The organism is Chitinophaga sp. Ak27 (assembly GCF_012726295.1).
In the GTDB taxonomy this organism is placed as follows: domain Bacteria; phylum Bacteroidota; class Bacteroidia; order Chitinophagales; family Chitinophagaceae; genus Chitinophaga.
Genome location: NZ_JABAOB010000001.1, coordinates 901,457 through 922,980 on the forward strand (window position 1 = coordinate 901,457; position 21,524 = coordinate 922,980).

The following is a 21,524-nucleotide window of genomic DNA, read 5'->3' on the forward strand; positions in this document are numbered from 1 at the left end:
GTGTCCGATTGGACACCTTTTCCTTTTTTATATCTATTCCGGTAACGGAATTAGTATTTCTTTTTATACGGAGGTTTGTTACCGCTGCCGAAAGACTCGCGCTTATCACCGCGGCTGCCGCCCGGGCGACCGCCTTCAGAGCTCCAGCTTTTCTTGCGGTTGCTATCGAAGCTGCGTGGACCACGATCACCACCGCTACGGGGACGTCTGTCGCCATCCTGCGACATTTCAATCCGCACGCTACGGCCATTGTATTCCACTTTCTTGAAAGCTTCTGTTACCTTCGCCAGTTCGTCGTTCTCTACCTCAAAGAAAGAATATACGCCCTTCAGGTCAATACGGCCAATCTTATTACCCCGCAAACCAGTGTTATCACACAGGTAACGGAGCATATCGCCACGGTTGAAATCATCTACTGAACCCAGGTTGATGAATAAACGGGTAAATTTACCGTCGCTTCTGCGTGGTCCTCTGTCATCACCCACACGGCGGTCATCTTTCGCATTCAGGTCCGGCGCATCCTGGTAGTAATCCAGGAATTGGTTGAATTCCAGGGAAGCGAAACGTTTGATGAGCTCTTCCTTGCTCATTGTTGCAAACTCTTCGTTGATACGCTCCATGTAAGGCTCGATCTGCTCATCGTTTACTACTACGTTATGCACTTTATGTACCAGGCCAAACAGTTGTTTTTCACATACTGCAAAACCATCCGGAACTTCCGCTTTCACAAATTTCTTCTGGATCACGCGTTCAATCTGGCGGATTTTACCCGTATCACGACCGCTGATAATAGCGATAGAGATACCGGATTTACCTGCTCTACCGGTACGACCACTTCTGTGGGTGTAGTTTTCTACGTCATCCGGTAAGTCATAGTTGATTACGTGCGTAACGTTATCTACGTCGATACCACGGGCTGCCACGTCGGTAGCCACCAGTACCTGTAACGCTCTTTCACGGAAACGTTTCATTACTTTATCACGCTGCTGCTGGGTCAGATCACCGTGGAGGGCATCCGCGTTGTATCCGTCTTTAATCAGCGATTCAGCGATTTCCTGGGATTCAATCTTGGTACGGGTAAAGATGATACCAAAAATCTCAGGGTTGAAATCTACGATACGTTTGAGGGCCGCGTATTTATCGCGTGGACGCACTACATAGTATTCGTGTTCTATATTTACGTTACCGCTGTTTTTGCTGCCTACCGTCAGTTCAAACGGATCTTCCATGTACTTCTTGGCGATCCGGCGAACTTCCTGCGGCATAGTAGCCGAAAACAGCCAGGTAGTTTTACCTTCCGGTGTGTTGGATAAAATGTTGTTGATATCTTCCTGGAAGCCCATGTTCAGCATTTCATCTGCTTCGTCCAGCACGGCGTAACGCACATTTTCAAAGTTAACAGCGCCACGGTCGATGATATCCAGTAAACGGCCCGGAGTTGCCACTACAATGTGTACACCTCTTTTCAGTTCGCGCAGCTGCTGCACGATGCTGGAACCGCCATATACCGCTACGATACTTACTTCGCCGAGGTATTTACTAAAGTTTTTCAGATCATTGGTGATCTGGAGACAAAGTTCACGGGTAGGACATAAGATCAGTCCCTGTGGTTTATTAATCTTCAGATCCAGCTGTTGCAGCAAAGGCAGACCAAAAGCTGCCGTTTTACCAGTGCCCGTCTGGGCAAGACCTACGAAATCGCGGTCACCTCCTAACAATACTGGTATTGCCTGTTCCTGGATGGGGGTTGGGGAAACAAAACCCAGGTCTGTAATTCCCCTTAAGATGGACTCTTGTAAGCCCAGTGATTCAAATGTTGTCATTGATTTGCATTAATCAAGCTCCGTCGGGAGCTGTGGATATGGCTTTTAGCTATTTGCTATCAGCCGTTAGAAATATTATTTCAGCTATCAGGTGTTTGCTTTTAGCTGTGCAGCCGCCGGTATTTACAGCTGGCTCTTGAATCGTGTTGCCTCGTTTATAAAAATAATGTGGCCGGAACGAATCGCCGCCGGATTCATACCCGTTAGCTCAGCAGTTCACCTTCCAGGTCGTAGTCGAATGCTTTGGTAATCCTGACATCCACGAAATCACCTGGCTTCAGGCGTTTGGTGGTATCAATAATTACTTCATTGTCTACTTCCACGGAATCGAATTCTGTACGAGCCAGGTATCTACCCGCTTCTTTCTTATCTACAATTACCCTGAATGTTTTTCCTACCTTTTCCTGGTTTTTCTCAAGAGAGATTTCCTGCTGTACTTCCATAACTTCCTGCGCTCTTCTCTCCTTTTCTTCTGCCGGAACATTATCTTCCAATTCATAGGCGCTGGTGCCTTCTTCATGGCTGTAAGTAAATACCCCCACCCGGTCGAAGCGCATTCTTTCCAGGAAGCCTTTTAATTCTTCCACGTCGTCCTCTGTTTCACCGGGGAAGCCGGCAATCAGGGTAGTACGTAAACAGATGCCCGGCACTTTTGCCCGGATATTATGTACCAGCTCTTCAATTTCTTCACGGGTAATCTGGCGTTTCATGGCTTTCAGCATGGCATTGGAAGCATGTTGCAGCGGCATGTCAATGTACTTGCAGATATTGGGGAACTCGTTCATCACGTCCAGTATCTCCATAGGAAATTTGGTGGGATATGCATAGTGGAGTCGAATCCACTCCAGCCCTTTTACCCCGGCCAACGCACGCATCAGGTCTCCCAAACGACGTTGTTTATACAGATCCAGACCATAATAGGTCAGCTCCTGTGCAATCAGCATGATTTCTTTTACACCTGATTTTACGAGCTTCTCGGCTTCCTTTACCAGTTCCTCAATCGGTTTGGATACATGGCTACCACGCATCAGTGGGATTGCACAAAAAGAACAGGTACGGTTACAGCCTTCGGCTATTTTCAGGTAAGCATAGTGAGAAGGGGTACTTAAAAGTCTTTCTCCTACCAGCTCTGCTTTATAATCTGCGTCAAATTTTTTAAGGATCAATGGTAGTTCCATGGTGCCAAACCAGGCATCCACCCCTGCAATCTCTGATTCGAGGTCGCCCCGGTAACGCTCACTCAAACATCCGGTAACGTATACTTTATCCAGCTTACCACGCTGCTTCAGTTCTACCTGCTCCAGGATGGTGTTAATCGATTCTTCTTTAGCCTTGTCAATAAATCCGCAGGTGTTCACTACCACAATATTGTGGTCACGTTTAGCACTCTCATGCACCACGTCGATATCATTAGCTGCCAACTGTCCGCTGAGCACTTCTGAATCCACCATGTTCTTGGAACAACCAAGCGTAATAATATTAACCTTGTCTTTCTTTAAAGTTTTTGTCTTCAAGCGCGAATGTTTTTTACAAGCGGTCAAGCATTCATTGAACCGCTACCGCCACGAAGACACACAGACACTGATTGAATTTAACAGCAGACTTACTGTATGTGACTTTGAGTCTTAGTGGGGGTTGAATAAGGAAGGTGCAAAGGTAGCAAAAAGAATTGACAATTAGAAATTTATACTAACTATCTGTTAATTAGCGACTTATCCATTCCCGAACTTATTTTGTCAATGCAACTCCTGCAATGCTCTTTCTGCACGTTGCCGGGCCATTTCCCTCTTTTTATGATACCACCATTTAGGCGCCATCTTAATCATCAGGTTATTCATGCCCCGTAAGCCCACAATATGATATAATCCATTGAGCTTACCCAGCAGACTGGGATCCAGGGCGCGTAAACTCATGGCAAATCCGCCATCCAGGTATTCCATGTGATGCCAGTAGCCGGCGGGCATAAACATGGTGTCGCCGTGGTTTAATATGCTGGTATAACCCCGGGCATGCTTTAAGGCGGGAAACTGGTCTGTATCCAGGTGCTCGCTCCAGTTTACAAAATTGGCAGCGCTTTCCACGGTAAATGGCATGCGGTAAATAAAAGGAGATTGATTGTTTTCTAATAATAATACCCGTTTACGGCCTATAAACTGGGTATGAAAAATATGCGACAGGTCAATATCATAATGCATATGCGCTACTGAGCCCGCTCCTCCCACGAACAACATGGGATATTTTTTCAGGAATCCTGATGCCAGCTCATCCGGCCAGGTAAAATCTTCCACCAATTGAGGTGCATGCTGGAAGATATTAAATAGAAAAATGCGGAGCGCTACCGGCCCTTTCTCTACCATACTCAGGTACTCACCAAAAGTGATGTAGTCATCTGCCCCGTTTACCAGGGTATTCTCATTCGCCCGTTCATTGTTATAAACTCCTACTGTCTTGTCTCCCACTATCGATTTGAAATAATCCCATGTCCACTTTGAGTATGCCGGCCAGTTTTGACTGAGTCCCGTCCCGGCAATAATAACAGGTTTACGTGGAGTGTAGTAATGCTTCTTGAAATCCGCTGGTGTAATTCCTTCAACTCGATCTATGTTTTGTACTATCATACTTACGAATTGGTTAAAAAAGGGTACAAAAAGGGAACAATATCAAATGTAATAAATGCAGAACTATTTTAAAGAAACAAAGAACGTGCTGGAAAGTTATAAAAATGTCCGGACTCCTTCATTTGGAGCCCGAACTTCATTTTATTTAAAGTGAAATATTAAATAAGATTTATCCTAATTGACAATTATCCGCCATAATTAACAGATAATCAGCTATTTATACTAAATAATGAGTCTACGAAAGACTCTTTGTTAAACACCTGCAAATCTTCCATTTTTTCACCTATACCAATGTATTTTACCGGTATTTTAAACTGATTGGCAATTGCCAACACCACGCCACCTTTGGCAGTACCATCGAGTTTAGTAATGGCCAGGGCTGTTACTTCCGTGGTAGCTGTAAACTGTTTAGCCTGCTCCAGGGCATTCTGACCGGTAGAGCCGTCCAACACCAGCAATACTTCATGTGGCGCATCCGGAATAACCTTCTTCATTACCCGCTTGATCTTTCCGAGCTCATCCATCAGGTGCAATTTGTTGTGCAAACGGCCAGCAGTATCTATAATAATAACATCAACATCTTTGGCGGCCCCGCTTTGTACTGTATCGAAAGCTACTGCCCCAGGATCGGACCCCATTTGCTGCTTTACAATAGGTACCCCCGCCCTTTCACTCCAGATCGTTAACTGATCCACTGCGGCCGCACGGAAAGTATCCGCCGCTCCCAGCATTACAGATTTACCGGCTTTCTTAAAATTATAGGCCAGTTTACCAATGGTAGTAGTTTTACCAACCCCGTTTACACCGACTACCATAATCACATAGGGCTTTTTTCCGGCTGGTATGTCAAAATCACGGAAGCCACTATCTGGTGCCTCTACCAGGAGCGCTGCAATTTCTTCCTGCAACATCCTGTTCAACTCGCTGGTTCCCAGATATTTATCTTTTGCCACACGGGCCTCAATCCGGTCAATGATTTTTACAGTAGTATCCACTCCTACATCAGCGGAAATAAGGGCATCTTCCAGGTTATCCAATACTTCGGTATCTACGGTCGACTTCCCTGCAATAGCGCGCCCTATCTTACTTAGGAAGCTCTCTTTGGTTTTCTGTAATCCCTGATCCAGATTCTCCTTCTTTTCCCTAGAAAATAGTTTATTGAAAAAGCTCATAGTTAGTTTAGTTGGGTATGGGTATGACCCTTTTTGAGTGATCCGGCTGCTTTACTGCAGCACCTGTTATAATAAGTTGCTAAAATACGTCTTTTGTGTTAACAATCGCGAAGCGGATTTCACCACAGGAAGTTCATTACCTGAATCATGCACCCGATATAACTATCCAAGGGTATTAACACAAAAAGCTGTCCGTTTAACGGGACAGCTTTTCAGTATTATTAGTAAAGCCGAATTACTTTTGGTTTATGTGCTCGAGGACTTTGTCCTTGTGCACGATCGCATCCTTAAAGGTATAAGCACCGGTTTTAGGAGAGCGAACGGCTCTGATAACCTTGGTCCAAACCTTTGATTCAGCTGCTGCTTTAGCATCCTTTACTTTCGCGTTCTTTGAAGCTACTTTTGCCATAGTATACTATTGTTTTTATGGTCTAATGGCTAATTGGCAGTATGCAAATACAGCCATTCACCATCAACAATTACTTATTTAATTTCTTTGTGTACAGTCACCTTTCTCAGGATCGGGTTGTACTTCTTCAACTCCAGACGCTCAGGAGTGTTCTTCTTATTCTTGTTAGAGATATAACGGGAAGTTCCAGGCTGGCCAGAAGCTTTGTGCTCTGTACATTCCAGAATTACCTGTACTCTATTACCTTTTTTTGCCATTGTGTATTACAAATTAAGTGAGTCTTAGAATTAGATTTCCTGACCAGCTGCACGCAATTCCTTCACAACTGCATACAGACCTCTCTTGTTGATGGTTCTTAAACCGTCAGCAGATACTTTTAATGAAATCCATTTGTCCTCTTCTGCCAGGAAAAAACGTTTCTTTTGCAGGTTAGGAAGAAACCTTCTGTTTGTCTTGATGTTGGAGAAGGAAACATGGTGACCCGTAATCGGCTTCTTTCCTGTCACCTGACATACTCTTGCCATGATCTAAAAATTTAGGAATGCAAAAGTCCATATTTTTTACGGATTTTGCAAATATTATTAAATGAATTTATTCACATACACGTAAAAAACAGTCTCAACACCGGTTTTAGTTAATAAGTGAACACAATGCAAAATAATGATAATCAATTGATTATCGGACAAATTTTCATCTGTCCTTTTGCCTGATATTTTTTTTTACAAAAGTACAATAAGACTCCGTAACACCGCGCCTAATTTTACCGCTTCTAATACCCGTTGTTGCTCCGTTCCATGTTTCACTACGGCTTCTTCGTGCGAAGTAACACACATTTCACAGCCATTGAGAGCAGATACCACCAGGCTGAGCAGCTCAAAAAACTCTTTTCCCAATACCGGGTTAGCCATAATGCTCATGCGGATGCCTGCAGGTGTGGCGGTATAGTATTCCTTATTCACAAAATGCCTGAAACGATAATATACGTTATTGGCAGCCATGAGGGAAGTACAGCTCAACACTTCGGCAGTTTCTTTTTCTGTTGCGCCTTCCTGTACAGCCAACTTTTCGAAGGCTGTCTGCAAATCGGCGTGCCGCTCATTAACGGCTACCGCCAACCCGATCAGGTAAGCTTCTTTCTTGCTTAATGTTCCTGCCGCAATAACATTGGTCACATTAATCTTCAGATCCTTCAGGTAACGTGCATCCACATTAGCCAACGATTGCAGCTTTCCCGAAAGATGCGCTCCCGTCAAACCTACCGTTTCCAGCAATTGCACTGCTGTATCCTGATTTGTAGTTGCAAACATAATATATAGATTTTCTAAAAGAGGATATTTATGCCGCCGATAAACACCGGCATAAATATCCTCCTGATAAAATAAGTAATGAATCAATTAAACGCTCAGGGTAGCTTCTCCCTTTGTCCAGTTACAAGGGCACAGCTCATCTGTTTGCAGCGCATCCAGTACACGCAGTACTTCTTTTACGCTACGGCCTACAGACAGGTCGTAGAGGGAAACCCAACGTACAATACCTTGTGGATCTACGATGTAAGTGGCACGGTAAGCTACTTTTTCATTGGCTTCCAGGATACCCAGTTCAGTAGCGAGAGACTTGGAAGTATCTGCCAGCATAGGGAATTGTAAACCACGGAGGTCTTCATGATCTCTTCTCCAGGCAGCATGTACAAACTCACTGTCAGTGGATGCTCCGATCAATACTGCATCACGATCCGCAAAATCCTGTGCATGTTTGTTAAATTCAGCTATTTCGGTAGGACAAACAAATGTGAAGTCTTTAGGCCACCAAAACATCACCATCCATTTACCAGAGTTTTTCAGCTCTTCGGAAGACAGTTCATAAAACTCTTTACCTTTTTCGATGGAAACAACAGCCGTTTTTTTGAATTCGGGAAACTCTGACCCTACGGATAAGATAACATTTTTCATAATTACGATTCTCTTTTTGATTTACAGACTAATGATTTTCTTCTTTGACGCCGCAAAGATCACATTACATTCATTATTAATCAAATAGATTTTAGAAATACGACATTGAGTTTCTCTATATATATGCTTTTTCCCTGCTGCTGTACGTACAGGCGGGATCATGCTCGATATACACAAAAAAAATATCCTGGAGTTAACATTTTAATGCTATTTCTGTAACCTTTTGGCACGCTATTTAGTTATATAGGAGGACTTAATTATTAATTATTTATAGCATGGAAATGAAGAAAAAATACATTTTACTGGTGGTTATAACGATTGGACTTGCTTTGATTCCGTTTATTAAAAACAGTATCATTAAACACGATGAATTTGACGCTACCCGAGATCTGTTCATTTAGTGTTTAGCGGGTCCCATTGACCGTTACCTAATACTGCCCCAAGGCGGGGTCGGGTTTCCACGTGCTGGCTGGTTCGTAGTATTGCCAGATCGCAAATCCCACTCTCCGCAATAGTTGCCATGCTTCATTATCATGGTTCCATCCCTGATCATCGTTGTTTTTGGTAATCACACAATATACATAGTCGCCGTGAGGCGCATTCACCATTATCACTTCCGAACGTGATTCATCCACCGCGCCATTTTTTGACGCGGTGCGAATATTTGGGGGTACCTGCAATATTCCCTGGGCATCCCAATAATTACGGGTAAGATTACGATACATTCGCTCACTGGCCGTTTTATTAATTACCTGTCCCTTGTAGATCATTTCCATTAACCGGGCCATTTCGCGGGGGCTCGTCTGTCCCCAGCCATATTCTTCCCGGTTAGTCTCCCGCCCTTTGGTGCGGGAATTTACCCGCAAATGCTCAAAGCCCTGCCCAGCCAACCACTGATTGATCACCGCTCCTCCACCGGCCAGCGATTGCAGCCACAAACTGGCAGTATTATCACTCATGGTCAGCATCAGCATCACCACTTTATCCAGTGCTATCTGTTCGCTGTCACGGAAAGAGCCTAATATGTCCTCCCCTTTATACAATAAGGAATCCCGGTAGACGAGATTTTGGTGATATTGCAGCTCGCCCGCGGCCAGTTTGTTGAAAACACCGACCTGGATAGCCATTTTAATCATACTGGCAGTAGGAAACACCGTATCAGCGTTGATGGCCACGGTGCGGTCTTTTCTCAGGTGATGTACATAAATGCCCGCCACGCCATGAAAGGACTCCAACATGGGCTGTAAGATGGCAGTAAGGCGCTCATCATTCTTTTGAGCGCCTGCGGAAAAGCTGACGAAAATAAGGCACAGCAGGATGGGTAACTTCATTGGATTCATACTACCAATATAATAAAAGAACCGGCTGTTTCCTGTATTTATGCTCAGGTAGTTTTATTAATCATATCGGCAAAACTCTTTACGCCGATCATCTTAGCAGAAGTATAGCCTTCGGCATATTCCACACCCACCATTTTGCCCAGCATCTTAGCCCGGTAAATAACGCTGTCGAAGAAACCGGCACCGGAAATATAGGTCTGCGGTTCGTGATCCTTCGGCGCCAGGAATTGTGAGCTGAAGCTGCGAATGGCATCCAGTTTTCTTTCCATCACCGGGGTAATATCTACTACGAAATCAGGTTCGTGGTAGCGGTCCTGCAGGAAATGAAATACCTGGGCGGGGCGCCAGGCTTCCTGCTCCTGTCCATCTACGGTAGTAATTACTTTTCTTAATCCGGCCAGGAAACAGCTGTCGGCAATTAGTTTGCCGGCCCTGCCATGGTCGGGGTGACGATCGTCCATAGCATTGGCCAGTACGATGTCGGGGCGATATTTGCGGATGGCCGTAATGATGGCCATTTGTTCCATGGTGTCATTTCTAAAGAAGCCGTCGGCAAGGCCAAGGTTTTCCCGTACTTCCAGTCCCATAATCTTCGCGGCGTCCTGGGCTTCCTTTTCTCTTAATTCAGGAGTACCGCGGGTACCCAGCTCTCCACGGGTAAGATCTACCACGCCTACTTTCATTCCCTGTTGTGCATGTATCATCAATGTGCCGGCACATCCCAGTTCCACATCATCAGGGTGCACGGCAATAGCCAGTATATCCAGTTTCATATGCTGTAAATTGAGGTGCAAAGATGGGAAATTATTTAATCTTCTGTACTGGTGATGATCACCCCGGCCTTCTTATCCATGATACGGTATTTATCCTGTAACACCGCTTCAGAAATTACCTGGAGGGAACGAAATGTTTTCCGGTCGAGGGTCATAAATCCGGTTTCATTCACTGGCGTTACCGGGGTGCCATTCACGATAAAATAAAAGCTGCTGTCGTTGCCATATTTATGCAACAGGCTATCGTAGGCGGAAGATTGGCTGCTTAGCAACACATTGACACGTTGACGGGCAAAGGGCTTGGTTTCAATATATACTACGCCGTTGGCGGCCTGGTTGCCATATTTCAGGATGGCCTTTGCCCCTTTGGCAATGGTAATAACACCGATACGATCCGGGGTTACCTGGCCGATGGCAGTTTGGGTAACCACCACACTGTCCAGTACGTATACCGGGTCATCATCTGCTACAGACTGGGCCATGCCCCCCATTGATATACACAATAAGCTGGTAAGTAAGATCCTTGCTTTCATAATAGTCCCTTTTCTGGTTCAGGCGAATATTACGAAGATAGCTGAATTAATTGTAGGCGCGGTAGTGCTGGTACATTTCCAGCTCCTGTACGATAATTTCTATGTCGTGGTCTTCCTGTTTATCGTAGTCGCTTTTGAGATTGCCACCAAAGAAAAAGGCTACTGTTTGCCATACGCGGGCATTGAATCCGCCTTTCAGTTCCTTGATGATGTCGTAGCAATTTTGCCCGGTTTCCCGGTCTATCAGTTTCATCAGCACTTTCCCCTGATATACCGACAGGTTTTCCAGCTTATCGCCAAACTGGGCTTTCAGTTCTTTTTCCTTGGAAGCCAGGTACGCTTTGCGCTCTCTTTTGCTATTCATGGTAGCCAGGCGGCTGTTCACATCTTTTAATACTCGGGCGGCTGAGCGGGCGTAGGGATACGTTACATATACGGCATTACGCAGGCGGCTCCAGCGTTCCCGCTCTTTACGCAAGGCTTTCGGCATTTTTTCTACTACATCCACAATCGCGAGGGTGATAACGGGGATGGTATCTTTTCCTACTACAATGGCATGTAAGGGTATTACGTCCGCCCCATGCGCTTCCTGTGCCATCGCCCTTGTATAGCAAAGGGATATGCCCATTAACAGGAAAGTGGAAACAAGAAATTGTTTAAGACGGAACCGCATAGATACCTAACGTTGCTTCAATATATAATGTTATCACAAGTTATAAAAGATTTCAGATTTGCGGCTAACTAAATAGTGTCAGTGGATGGGTGTCAAATTAAGCTTATTTATAGCGAAATCACTGATAAGCTTTTCTACGCCAGGCACATCATGCGCCACCAATGAGCAGCCCATTACATGCCCGCCGGCATTAGGCACAGGGATGGCTTCTTTCAGGGAAGCGGGCGTCCCCAACGCTTCTTCCATTTGCAGGATAGCGGATACTTTTACGGTTGGGTCCTGGTGTTGCTCATCTTTATAATAATATAAGTTGAGCACCGGCTGATGAATATTTTCAAATGTTTCCTTCGTCATAGAGGATTCCAGGAGGCTTTCCAGCTGTACCACCGCTTCCAGGCGGTAAGTATTGTACCAGTATTTGGCTACTTCCGGGTTGGTATCTTTTCCCCGCCTGAAATCGCCTTTGTTGACAAGCCGTGCCAGCTGCAGGCCCCAGGGGTTATTGGCCAGGAATGCGAGGTTGTCATTGATCGCGATATTGGGCGACATATTAATTACGGCATATACGTCTCTGGGATACGCAGCTGCCAGCTTGAGCGCCAGGGTGCCGCCTGTAGATGTGCCCACCAGGATAACTTTATCTCCCAGGGCCTTGCCTATGCTCAAAGCCTCTTCCGCATCTTTCCATAAGCCCTCTGCCGTCATGTGCAGCAAGGGATCGCTGGTATCGATGCCATGCCCATCGAGCCGCGACAGGTAAAGATTACAGCCGAACTTTTGTGCAAAGTTGCGATGCACAGGGTTTCCTTCCTCCTGGCTGGCGGAAAAGCCATGCAGGTATACCACTGCGTAAGGTGTTTTATGAAATCCAGAATCCTGCCACACAATGCGGGCCTGGTTATCAGGTTTGAGCAAGTGCCGGGCTTCCTTAGTAGCGATATAGTTGTCGAGCGCCGGGCCGGCCGCTGGAACGGGCGGTAAGGCATGATTATATTCCGGATCTGCTGGTTTGGGGCCTAACAGATATACCACCGACAATGTGGCAATAACGATGAGGGATATACGTAACCACCTGGGCATTAAGAGGATTTTTAATAAGATTAAATGTAGATAAGATTTCTGATATGCCATACACAGCGGGAACATTTAATAAAGAAAAAATCCTCCAACGGACCAGCCGCTGGAGGATTCCTTTTATTAAATATCTTCCGGTTATCTTCTTATCCTCTGGAAAATACTCATGGCGGTACCTATAATCGTAATGATTACGCCCAGCCACAGTACGTTGATATAAGGGAATATCATGGCTTTCATTACAATGTAATCGTTGAAGCCAGTTGATTCCTTTACTTTCAGCTCAATCTTATTTTCCGCAGGTAAAATCTTAGAGAACCTTACGTTCAGCGACAATGGCGCCAGGGTGTCTTCTACACTGTACTGGTAGCTGCTGTCGCGGATAAAGTAAATCGGCTGTAATTTAAAGTGATCGTCTGTTTGCGTATATACTTCCAGTTCTGCTCCTACTGCAAGGTCTCCGTTTTGCGGAATATAGTTGCGGCTTTCCGGTTTGGTATTTAATCCCTTGAGTACCATGAACCCTTTGGAGAAGAAGATAGAGTCGCCTTGTTTAATTTCATGCGTCACATATGCGGTAGTATCCGCTTTTGCTTCTTCTTCCTTGTTCGGCGCAGCCGATACATAGGTAAAGATATCGCGGGTCAGGTAGTGACGGGACGCAGGATTGGAAGAAATAGCATTTTCCTTCCTGTTTACAAACGCGTCCGGATAGAGGGTAAATTTCTCCAGGATATTACCCGTTTGTTTATCCTTTTTCTCGTAGTGCACAATGTAATAAGTTTTTGGATCACCTTGTGCGATAGAGTCGCCCGCATAGGTCACATGATACTCACCCATCTGTACCGGCACATCTTTCGGCAGCATGATATTTTCGCGCGGATTTTGCTTGCTTTCCTTTCTAAAGAAGCCATCATTCAGCATTCTCATCTTATCCAGGGAAATTACTTCCATCCTGGATGAGGAGATTAATACGCCCAGTAATACCATCCCAAAACCGATATGCGCCACAGAAGCGCCGGCATTTTTAAGTTTGCCTTTCAGCCCGGAGAATATGTATACGAAATTACCCGTTATAGCATAAATGCTGGCAAAGAGCATCAGGTAAATAGCTGTCAGGAACCCTGCGCCATAGTTATCGTAGGTGATGGTACCTTTCCAGGCTACCAGGCCGGTCAGCAGCAATGCCAGGACAGTGGGAACGGCCAACTTTTTAGTCAGCTGTCCACGCGGGGTGTCTTTGTATTTCATGAATTGTACAATGGCGGTCAATACGCCCAGTACAATGGCAATCCATACCTGGATTTTATTATAGTGGAAAATAACATCCGATGGTGGCGCGATGTCATTCATTTTAAACAATGTTTTCAAGCCGGTGGCGCTGAGTATTTTATTCCATACCGGGATAGAAGTAGTGAAGGTTATCTGGATGCCTGCAATCAGCAGGATCAGTGAACCTACAAACAGCCAGAACTCGCGGGAGTAGCTGCTTTCCTCTTTCCGCACTGTTGGAATTTCTTTCCTCCGCATGATCAGCAATGCAATAGATGGTATGGTGAATACCAGCATGGCAAACAGCAGTTGGGCGGTCATCCCCATATCTGTAAAGGAGTGTACAGATGTATCTCCCAAAATACCACTCTTGGTCAGGAAAGAAGAGTAGAGGATCAGGATATAGGAGATGAAGAAGAAGAATACGGTAGATTTCAGTGAGTGGCCGGTTGATTTATAAGCCAGCAGGGTATGTACACCCGCCACCATAGTGAGCCAGGGCACCAGCGAGGCATTTTCTACCGGGTCCCAGCCCCAGTAACCGCCAAAGTTCAGTGATTCATATGCCCAGGCGGCCCCCATCATAATACCGGTGCCCAGGAGCGCCACGGCAAAGAGTGCCCAGGGTTGTACTGGCTTTACCCAACCGGTGTAGTCGCGGGTCCAGATGCCGGCAAAAGCAAAGGCAAACGGGATAATCATGGAAGCAAAGCCCAAGAACAGGATCGGCGGGTGAATCACCATCCAGTAATTCTGGAGGGTTACGTTCAGGCCATTACCATCATGGATGTGCTCCATATAATTAGGTGTCTGGAATATAGGCGCCTGTTGATTTTCAGCTGCCTGGCGGAGGAGCATGAACGGGTTGCTGCCCACTTTATAGCCCAGGATGAAAATACCCAGCAGCATACTGGCCATAATCAGTTGTGCCAGGGAAAAGGTGGTCATTACCGGGGCCTCCCATTTTTTGGATGTACGGATCAGGATCACACCCAGGATACTGTTCCAGATGCTCCAGAGGAGGAAGCTTCCTTCCTGGTCGGACCAGAGGCTTGATAGTAAATATTGAATAGGCAGGTCGCGAGAAGTATTGCGCCAGGCATATTTATATTCGAAATAGTGATTATACAGAATATGATATAGACAAGCAAAAACCCCGATAACGGCGGCAGATTGTATAATAAAAGACCAGCGGGCAAGTCGTTTCCAGGACTCCTGTAAAGCGGGATCCTTTAGTTTAACCACATTATAATAAGCCACGGTGGCTACCATGGATGCTACAAATGCCAGTATGGCAAAGAAGTGGCCTATCTGGCCTGGCAGTAAATGTTCCCCTACAAACTTCATAAAATTCCTCTGAGATGTGAATATTCCGGCATCTGAAAGCTTTCATGCGACACCGGCTCACTTCCGGGAAGTGAGCTGATCGCCTGCAAAACTCTCAAACAATTAAATTACAGTTGTTTATTGCCTACGACAACCTGGTCATCCTTATATTTCGAAGGACATTTCATCAGTATTTTGCTGCAATGGAATTCGTTGCCTTCCATTTTACCGGTGAGCACGATAGACTCTGCTTTTTCAAAGTCGGTAGGTTTAGCTCCGTAGAATACTACTTTATGTGATTCCCCGGTTTTATCGTGTACATAGAAGCTGAACAGGTTAGCATCTTTTGTTGGATCATAGCTCATAGCCTGGAGGGTATCGAGCTTACCAATAACATGGAACTCCTTCCCTTCCTTTTCCTTTGCAGTTGCGAAAGTTTCATAGGTACTGAAATCTCCCACCATTGTGACGATCACTCCAATTGCAATGGCAATTACCACCAGCAGAATAATATTTGTTTTTTTCATATGAAAATTATCTTCCCTATTTGACATAAGCGGCAAAACCCACTACCAGCACACAATTACACTTCCTTCCTTTTTGCTTCTCTTTAATTGTTTCCGATCGATCGGCAAAATTAAGTCAAAATGACCTTCTTACGGCAAATTTTATATAAAAGGCAATTCTTTTTAGGAGAAGGAAGGCTGGAAGTAAACATAATCCTATCTTTGCGCCGAATTTAGAAAAGTACGATTTTATCATGGCAGATTTATCTCAATTTGACCCTAATTCAGTTGGCCTGCTGTCCAACAACGTTTTCGGCTTACCTTTTTCTGAAGAAGAAGCGCGCCTGGTATTATTACCAGTTCCCTGGGAAGTAACGGTATCGTATAATAACGGTACTGCCCGTGGACCAGAGCATATTTTCCGCGCCTCTTTCCAGGTAGACCTTTACGATGCGGATGTAAAAGATGGTTGGAAACAGGGTTTTTACATGCGTGAACCAGATAAACACCTTTTGCTACGCAGCGATTACCTGCGTAAGGAAGCAGAGTTGTACCTGAAATTCCTGACTGAAGGAGGAGATATTTCCGAAAACGAATTCCTGAAGAAAACGCTGGTAGATGTGGGTAATGGCACCCGTGCAATGAACGAATGGGTATACAACCAAACCAAGGCTTTACTGGAAAAAGGTAAACTGGTAGGCCTCGTGGGTGGCGACCACAGCACGCCCCTGGGCTTTTTCAAGGCCATCGGCGAAAACAAAGGCGAATTTGGCATCCTGCAAATCGACGCGCACTGCGATCTGCGCGATGCTTATGAAGGCTTTCAGTATTCGCACGCTTCTATTATGTTTAACGCATTAGCCGAGGTGCCGCAGCTCAGCAAACTGGTGCAGGTAGGTATCCGTGACTATTGCGAAGAAGAAGTAGATTATATCAATAACAGCGAAGGTCGGGTAGTGACCTTTTTTGATAAACAGATCAAAGAAAGACAATTTGAGGGCGAAACCTGGAAGGCCATCTGCGATAGCATTGTGGAGACCTTACCGCAACAGGTATATATCAGCTTTGACATAGATGGACTGGATCCGAAGTTATGCCCTAATACCGGCACACCGGTGGCTGGTGGTTTTGAAGCAGAACAGGTATATTATCTTTTCAGACGTGTATTGGAAAGCGGGCGTAAGCTGATTGGCTTCGACTTGAATGAAGTGAGCGCTTCCCATGACGAGTGGGATGCCAATGTGGGCGCCCGGGTGCTATTTAAGCTCTGTAACCTGTTGATCAGTTCTAATTCTTAATCTTACATTTCTATTCATGCACCGTTTGCGCATCCTGCATCCGAATACCAGCAGCAGAATACGGTTATTACCGATTATGCATGGCCTCACCGGCATATTGTTTTTGTTTAATGCCATTGGCGTGTACCGTAGTCCGCAGCCCAACTGGTTCCTGGTATTCTTCTTCCTGGTAGTAGGAATAGCCTGTATTGGCTTCCCTTTTATGATGAAGAAATTTAAAAAGTTTACAGAAGCCAACACGGTAGCAAGGATGATTGAGGCTTTCATTTGCTTCACGGGCAGCCTGTATTTCCTGTCGCACCTGTACCCGGTTACAGCGCTGTTATTATTTGCAGTAGGCAGCTGTATGGCCTATGTAGGCTGGATGGAGTACAAAATATTCCAGCCTTCCTATGTAACGATGGACAACACAGGTATTACGCTCCCTACCCTCTTTTCTAAAAGGCTGGTTGGCTGGAACGAACTGAATAACGTAATTTTGCGGAACGACCTGCTGACAATAGACTATAAGAACAACAGGATTTTGCAACTGGAAGTATTGGATGAGCCCGGGCAGGAACAAAGGGCTGCATTAAATGCGTTCTTTCAGAGCAGGGTTCAATAATTTATAAAATCACCCGATGTTAAAACAAACACCTTACATATTATATTCCGACGGTAAAGGAAATATTTTTGAAGATACCAGCATGTATGTTACCGGCCGTAGTGGCTGGGATGCATGGCCGGTAGAAGCGGATGAATGGATTGAATTACCGGAAGGAGGTAATCTGTATGAGTTGCCTGGCCGTCGCGGTATTGGCATCAATGCCGAAACCGGCGACATGCAGCTTTGTGAAAAGGGATGGGCCGTAGCCGCCTTTATTCCGCCGGCGCATACCGGCTTTTACCTGGCCGCCTACGAAACCATGCCCGACGCGCCTACCCTGCCGCTGTTCTGCTATACTGCTGTAGGCTGGCTGGATGGTAAATTCTATGTACCAGCTACCCGTATTGAAGCCGATATCCGCCAGGAATGTGCAGGATTTGATGCCAAAAAAGTAAAGCAAGGAGTAAAAACCTTACTGGAAGCATATCCGCATAACCGCTTGGTACAACATCTGGCTGAAAACTGTGCGTTGACTTATGAATGTCCTGCTGCCCGTAATTATTTTATGGGGAGATGGGAATGCCCAATTCCGTCTTCTCCCGCGTGTAACGCCAATTGCGTAGGTTGTATTTCCTTCCAGCCGGAAGAAGAGAGCATTGTTTCTACGCAGGACCGGTTACGCTTTAAACCTACTGCCGAAGAAATCGTGGAATACACGGTTCCTCACCTGGAATCAGCCCCTTACCCGATCGTGAGCTTTGGCCAGGGTTGCGAAGGAGAGCCTTTACTGATGTGGGAAACCATCCGTGAATCGATCCTTGAAATACGCAAGCATACGCCTAAAGGCAGTATCAATATCAACACCAACGGCAGTAAACCGGATGCTGTAAGAGCCTTGTGTGAAGCAGGGTTGAACAGTATTCGCGTAAGTTTGAACTCGGCCCAGGAAAAGTATTATACGCCTTACTATCGTCCTAACAATTATACTTTCGATGATATTATAGAGAGCCTGAAGGTGGTACGTGAATTTGGCGGATGGACTTCCATCAACTACTTTGTATTTCCGGGCATGACCGATAGTGCAGATGAGTATGAAGCATTGCGCAAACTGATTAAGGAAACCGGTTTGAACATGATCCAATGGCGCAACTTCAATATTGATCCTGACTGGTACCTGGGCAAGCTGGGCGTTACTGAAACCGGCGAGTGCTTAGGGGTAAAGCAGTTACAGGAACTGATCCACGAAGAATTCCCGGACGTTAAATTCGGCTATTTCAATCCGCCGATGGAACGTATTACCGGCGACTACATGAGCGATTTTGCCCATTAATAGATACGGCCTTTGGTAATTTTTCCGGATGCTTCCGGTCAATTGCCAAAGGCTATTTTATTCCGCCACTTCTTCAAAGCGGTATTGCCTGGCATAGGCAGACGGTGACATCCCCGTCACCTTACGGAACACCCGGTTAAAAGTAATAGGATTGTTATACCCTGTAGCATAGGCCACTGCAGCGATGCTATCGAAATCGCCATTAATAATTTTCTTACAGGCTACATTGATCCTGATTTCATTCAGGAATTCCAGGTAGGTTTTACGGGTATGTTTCTTAAAGTATTTGCAGAATGCATAAGTGGTAAGATGTGCTACTCCTGCGATCTGGCTGAGCGAAATATTTTCCGCATAATGTTCCAGCGTGTACTGATAGATATCATTCATGCGCAACCCTTCCGATTCGCTGTAGGAATGGCGGGAAAAGCCGGTGGATAAAGACTTCCAGTCCTTCACCTGTTTAGAAAAATATACCAGCATCCCTACAAATGCGAGGAGTCTTTCTGCGCCGGAGAGGCGGGAAATCTTTAAAATTTCCGCATTCATCTTTTCCTCGTGAATGGCCGGTAGTTGCAGGCTGTTGGCCGTCAGTTGCAAAAATTTCCGTACGCTATCCATTTCCTTCAGGGAAAATAATCCCTGTAACGCCTGTTCGTGATCAAAAAAGATATGGATGGCGTGTATATTCTTCTCCTGTAAATTTTCAAAATAACGGGCATCCCCCTTAAACATATGGGGTTGGTTAGCACCAATCACATAAATCTCTCCCGCCCGGAATGGCTGGGTGTAATTGCCGGCAATCAGCGTTCCCTCCCCTTTGATGATGAGGGTTACCTGGGCCTCTTTGTGCCGGTGCAGGTAGTTATAAAAGTAGGGCAAAATGTCTTCCTGTATGACCACCGCGCCTTCTTCAGCAACGGGGACCGTAAATTGAATGACTTTCATTAACCAATTTTACTAGTTTTTCTGCAAAATTACCGATTTGAAGACAATAATTGTAAAGTGTTGAACAATTTTGGATCATTAACGCCTACTTCTCATGATGAATTTCTAATATGTAACGAAGGCGGAATTACTTAAATTAAGGCATTGTTTCATCTAAAAAAATGACCCACATGAAGAAGTATTCCTTTTTATCAGCGCTTTTCCTGTTATTGCTGACAGCCAGTAGTTTTGATTTGCCGGGTACTACGCCCAAAAAAGAGAAGAAGGGTAACCATGCCAAGGTTAAAAGATGTAGTCCAATTATTACTGCTTATAAGCAGGCATCTGCAACGGTATCGAGTATGCAGCTAACATTTGTGCCCACCGGAGCCTCTGTGACAATCACTAACCCTACCTTCCCTTATGTATTTCCTCAAATGGGGAATGGCGATTATGTTTTTAAAGTATGGTTTTCCAGTGTACCAGCTCAGGGAGTGTATGTGGGGCTTAATGATCTTTGCGCGCCGGCGGTCAATAAAGTCGCAACGCTTTCGTTTTATTCCACTGACTGTCTTGTTCCATTTGATATTAATATTACCAATTATCAGTGTTTATAAAGTACTTGCCTGCATCCGTCACCGCGTTATACAACACCGGATGCAGGTATTGTTTTCTCCACTCCCAGTTTTTTTTGCAGCCAGAGAAATCCTCCACCGGCCAATAAAGATCCCAGCGCTGTAATAGCCCACCAGGGCTTAAATCCAAGATGCTGTACTACAAAGGCGCCCGTAGTAGGCGATACAATATTGGCAAGCGAATAAGAGATTGTATAAAGCGCTGCATACTGACCACGGTTATGATCGCGGCTTCTGGCAATCCAGAAGCTATTCATAAACGGGAGACAAAACATTTCGCCGAAAGTGATAACCATCATAAATATGGCGGCAAGAGCCCAGAAAGGAGGCATTACCGACAATAACAGGTAAGCGGTACATACCATCACGGCTCCCCGGGCTATAAATACCAGGTTGGGCTTTGTACCTTCCAGGCGGTATACCGTCACCATTTCCAACACGGCGATCATAATGCCATTGAGCGACATCGTAAGCCCGATGGCCCACTCTTGCATGTGTATGATTTCTTTATAGTACAGGGGTACCATGCTGGTGAACTGGAACATACAAATGGCGCTGAGCGTGGCGAAAAACAGGAACCAAAGGTAAATATGGTCTTTCCATACTTTATCTTCCGGCTTCACAGCAGCTTTTTCTGCTTTGGGTGGCGCCGGAACAGGGGGCAGGAAAATGCGCATCAACAGGGCGGCTACCAGGCAGGTGCCTCCATCCACATAAAAAAGCAGGTGATAGTTAAAACTGGCCAGTATTCCACCTATGGCTGGGCCCACTGACCAGCCCAGGTTAACGGCCAGGCGGTTGAGCGCATAGGAACGGGTCCGGTTTTCCGGCGCGCTATAAGCAGCAATGGCAATGCTGTTGGCCGGCCGGAACGCATCTCCTACAGAGCTCATCACGAATACACAGATACAAATTTGTTCAAACGTGCGCATTTGTCCCAATAAAATGAACAATAATCCGTTAGAGAACAGACTCCAGAATTGTACCTGGTAGAAACCGATTTTATCTGACAGCCATCCGCCCAGCAAAGCACCTACTATAGCGCCAGTGCCAAGGCAGGCCATTACCAGCCCCGCCTGGGCAATGCTGAAGTGCAGGTGCTGGGTAAGATAAACGGTCATAAACGGAATTACCATCGCTCCGCTCCGGTTAATCAGCAGCACGAGCGACAACCACCAGGTAGCGGGGGAAAGACCGGTATAGGCGTTTTGATAAAGTCGAACGGTTTGTTTTATAAGGTTCATAAAAATTGGCTCAAATAAATAGCAAAAACAGGATTAACA

At 45.6% G+C, this 21,524-nt stretch carries 22 protein-coding genes; 4 read left to right on the forward strand and 18 right to left on the reverse strand.

Annotated elements, in window-relative coordinates; genetic code table 11:
- Window positions 1-50: 50 nt before the first annotated feature.
- The 16 genes from HGH90_RS03545 to HGH90_RS03620 all read right to left on the reverse strand — a co-directional run bounded on the left by HGH90_RS03545 (window position 51) and on the right by HGH90_RS03620 (window position 15,489).
- Complete coding sequence (locus HGH90_RS03545; RefSeq protein WP_168763628.1) at window positions 51-1,823, reverse strand: DEAD/DEAH box helicase; 1,773 nt, start codon at window positions 1,821-1,823, stop codon at window positions 51-53.
- A gap of 203 nt (window positions 1,824-2,026) precedes the next feature.
- Entirely contained in the window at window positions 2,027-3,337 is a 1,311-nt protein-coding gene (gene rimO / locus HGH90_RS03550) for a 30S ribosomal protein S12 methylthiotransferase RimO (protein WP_168763629.1), read from the reverse strand.
- A 222-nt stretch (window positions 3,338-3,559) separates the two neighbouring features.
- Window positions 3,560-4,441, reverse strand: a complete 882-nt coding sequence (locus HGH90_RS03555; protein ID WP_168763630.1) for a cupin-like domain-containing protein — start codon at window positions 4,439-4,441, stop codon at window positions 3,560-3,562.
- Window positions 4,442-4,650: 209 nt separating this feature from the next.
- On the reverse strand, window positions 4,651-5,613 hold the full coding sequence (gene ftsY / locus HGH90_RS03560; protein WP_168740437.1) for a signal recognition particle-docking protein FtsY: 963 nt from the start codon (window positions 5,611-5,613) through the stop codon (window positions 4,651-4,653).
- 235 nt (window positions 5,614-5,848) lie between these two features.
- Window positions 5,849-6,022, reverse strand: coding sequence for a DUF4295 family protein (locus HGH90_RS03565; protein ID WP_145669504.1), 174 nt, complete (start codon window positions 6,020-6,022; stop codon window positions 5,849-5,851).
- 74 nt (window positions 6,023-6,096) lie between these two features.
- Window positions 6,097-6,279 carry a 50S ribosomal protein L33 gene (rpmG, locus tag HGH90_RS03570; protein WP_079468086.1) on the reverse strand — a complete coding sequence of 61 codons (183 nt, stop codon included), beginning with the start codon at window positions 6,277-6,279 and terminating at the stop codon, window positions 6,097-6,099.
- A 30-nt stretch (window positions 6,280-6,309) separates the two neighbouring features.
- A complete protein-coding gene (gene rpmB, locus HGH90_RS03575; RefSeq protein ID WP_089759466.1) occupies window positions 6,310-6,546 on the reverse strand; it encodes a 50S ribosomal protein L28 in 237 nt (78 codons plus the stop codon).
- Between the two features lie 195 nt (window positions 6,547-6,741).
- On the reverse strand, window positions 6,742-7,329 hold the full coding sequence (locus tag HGH90_RS03580; protein WP_169190416.1) for a carboxymuconolactone decarboxylase family protein: 588 nt from the start codon (window positions 7,327-7,329) through the stop codon (window positions 6,742-6,744).
- 87 nt (window positions 7,330-7,416) lie between these two features.
- A complete protein-coding gene (locus HGH90_RS03585; protein ID WP_394349218.1) occupies window positions 7,417-7,959 on the reverse strand; it encodes a peroxiredoxin in 543 nt (180 codons plus the stop codon).
- A 440-nt stretch (window positions 7,960-8,399) separates the two neighbouring features.
- A complete protein-coding gene (locus HGH90_RS03590) occupies window positions 8,400-9,311 on the reverse strand; it encodes a serine hydrolase (protein ID WP_211172576.1) in 912 nt (303 codons plus the stop codon).
- 44 nt (window positions 9,312-9,355) lie between these two features.
- Window positions 9,356-10,084, reverse strand: a complete 729-nt coding sequence (gene bshB1 / locus HGH90_RS03595) for a bacillithiol biosynthesis deacetylase BshB1 (protein ID WP_169190417.1) — start codon at window positions 10,082-10,084, stop codon at window positions 9,356-9,358.
- Between the two features lie 35 nt (window positions 10,085-10,119).
- On the reverse strand, window positions 10,120-10,617 hold the full coding sequence (locus HGH90_RS03600; protein ID WP_169190418.1) for a hypothetical protein: 498 nt from the start codon (window positions 10,615-10,617) through the stop codon (window positions 10,120-10,122).
- Window positions 10,618-10,663: 46 nt separating this feature from the next.
- A complete protein-coding gene (locus tag HGH90_RS03605) occupies window positions 10,664-11,215 on the reverse strand; it encodes a DUF4294 domain-containing protein (protein WP_247679851.1) in 552 nt (183 codons plus the stop codon).
- 153 nt (window positions 11,216-11,368) lie between these two features.
- The gene (locus HGH90_RS03610; RefSeq protein WP_168763634.1) at window positions 11,369-12,370 is read right to left on the reverse strand and encodes an alpha/beta hydrolase; all 1,002 of its coding nucleotides are present in this window, start codon (window positions 12,368-12,370) and stop codon (window positions 11,369-11,371) included.
- Window positions 12,371-12,502: 132 nt separating this feature from the next.
- Window positions 12,503-14,983, reverse strand: a complete 2,481-nt coding sequence (gene ccsA, locus HGH90_RS03615; protein WP_168763635.1) for a cytochrome c biogenesis protein CcsA — start codon at window positions 14,981-14,983, stop codon at window positions 12,503-12,505.
- Between the two features lie 107 nt (window positions 14,984-15,090).
- The gene (locus tag HGH90_RS03620) at window positions 15,091-15,489 is read right to left on the reverse strand and encodes a cytochrome c maturation protein CcmE (RefSeq protein ID WP_169190419.1); all 399 of its coding nucleotides are present in this window, start codon (window positions 15,487-15,489) and stop codon (window positions 15,091-15,093) included.
- Between the two features lie 233 nt (window positions 15,490-15,722).
- On the opposite strand from HGH90_RS03620, the gene HGH90_RS03625 reads away from it, so the two are divergent.
- The 3 genes from HGH90_RS03625 to HGH90_RS03635 are packed head-to-tail and all read left to right on the forward strand — an operon-like array spanning window position 15,723 to window position 18,682.
- Window positions 15,723-16,766: an agmatinase family protein gene (locus tag HGH90_RS03625; protein WP_168763636.1), complete on the forward strand. Its 1,044-nt coding sequence runs from the start codon at window positions 15,723-15,725 to the stop codon at window positions 16,764-16,766.
- A gap of 16 nt (window positions 16,767-16,782) precedes the next feature.
- Window positions 16,783-17,370 (forward strand): hypothetical protein, encoded by a 588-nt coding sequence (locus tag HGH90_RS03630; RefSeq protein ID WP_168763637.1) that lies wholly within the window; start codon window positions 16,783-16,785, stop codon window positions 17,368-17,370.
- Between the two features lie 16 nt (window positions 17,371-17,386).
- Window positions 17,387-18,682 (forward strand): radical SAM protein, encoded by a 1,296-nt coding sequence (locus HGH90_RS03635; protein WP_169190420.1) that lies wholly within the window; start codon window positions 17,387-17,389, stop codon window positions 18,680-18,682.
- 57 nt (window positions 18,683-18,739) lie between these two features.
- On the opposite strand, the gene HGH90_RS03640 is transcribed toward HGH90_RS03635, so the two are convergent.
- On the reverse strand, window positions 18,740-19,627 hold the full coding sequence (locus tag HGH90_RS03640; protein WP_168763639.1) for an AraC family transcriptional regulator: 888 nt from the start codon (window positions 19,625-19,627) through the stop codon (window positions 18,740-18,742).
- 170 nt (window positions 19,628-19,797) lie between these two features.
- Between HGH90_RS03640 and HGH90_RS03645 the strand changes: the two genes are divergently transcribed.
- Window positions 19,798-20,223, forward strand: coding sequence for a hypothetical protein (locus HGH90_RS03645; RefSeq protein WP_168763640.1), 426 nt, complete (start codon window positions 19,798-19,800; stop codon window positions 20,221-20,223).
- Between the two features lie 26 nt (window positions 20,224-20,249).
- On the opposite strand, the gene HGH90_RS03650 is transcribed toward HGH90_RS03645, so the two are convergent.
- Window positions 20,250-21,485, reverse strand: coding sequence for an MDR family MFS transporter (locus HGH90_RS03650; RefSeq protein ID WP_169190421.1), 1,236 nt, complete (start codon window positions 21,483-21,485; stop codon window positions 20,250-20,252).
- Window positions 21,486-21,524 lie beyond the last annotated feature (39 nt).